Source organism: Streptomyces sp. 8K308, from assembly GCF_004348315.1.
Classification (GTDB): domain Bacteria; phylum Actinomycetota; class Actinomycetes; order Streptomycetales; family Streptomycetaceae; genus Streptomyces.
On sequence record NZ_SMKC01000654.1, the window covers coordinates 1 to 1,035 of the forward strand.

1 protein-coding gene is annotated in these 1,035 nt (G+C 71.0%); it reads left to right on the forward strand.

All coding sequences use genetic code 11. From position 1 onward, the window contains the following. A partial coding sequence (locus E1265_RS36460) for a helix-turn-helix domain-containing protein (RefSeq protein WP_132935211.1) occupies positions 1–1,035 on the forward strand: 1,035 nt, incomplete at both ends.

A 1,035-nucleotide genomic window follows, 5' to 3' on the forward strand; every position in this document is an offset into this window, starting at 1 on the left:
AACCCGGACTGCGGCCGCATGGTCCACCACGACCCCGGCCCCGGCCGACCCAAGAAGTACTGCACCGAGGACTGCCGCAAGGCCTATCACCGCACGGCCCTCACCCTGCGCCGCGCTCGTGCCGCCGATCGCCGCACCGACCAGCTCCGGCAACTGGCCGGCGAGCATCGTGACTTGGCCGAGCAGCTCACCGACCTCGTCAACGTCGTCAGCGCCAGCCCGCAGGCCTCCCGCGACCAGCCCCTGCGCACCGCCGTGCTGGTCGACGAGCTGACGCAGCACCTCTCCTACGTGAAAGCAGCGGCCATCCAGCAGGCCCGCGACCGCAACGTACCCGTCAGGGCAATCGCCAGGACGTTGAACACCTCCGAGGCGACCGTACGACGGAACTGGCCCGAGGGCTACATCGACCGGCGGCTAGAATCCCGGCCGCCGCGGCCCCGCATCGACTTCGTCAAGGCCCCCCGCACCACGCGGCCCCTCACCATCCCTCGCCAGCGCAAAAGCACCTCGTCGACAACCCGACGGAAGCCTGACGCGCCGCCACCAACGACGGCCACCGCGTTAGCGCGCGCCCTGTCCTACCTCCAACACACCGCCGGAACCAGCCGCAGGCAACTCGCCCAAGCAGCCGGCGTCTCCCCCTCATACATCTCCCACATCCTCTCCGGCCGCCGCTGCCCCTCCTGGACCATCACCCAGCAGATCACCATCTGCTGCGGCGGCGACCCCGCCGAGATTCGCCCTCTGTGGGAGGCGGAACACCGCGCTGCCAAGGCCGCCAGGAGGCGCGGCGCGCCCCGGCCACCCGTAGCCGCGGGACTCGAGGCCTTCTGGTTCGCGCTTCGCGGTCTGCACCTCGCGGCCTGGCGTCCCGACCCTGACGCCATCCACGACACCAGCGACGGCGAACTCACCCTCGGCGACATCACCGCCCTACTTCACGGCACACGAGCCCCCGACTGGCACGTCGTCCAGCGCTTCGTCCGCACCCTCGACGGCGACCCCGCCACCATCCACCCCCTCTGGCAAGCC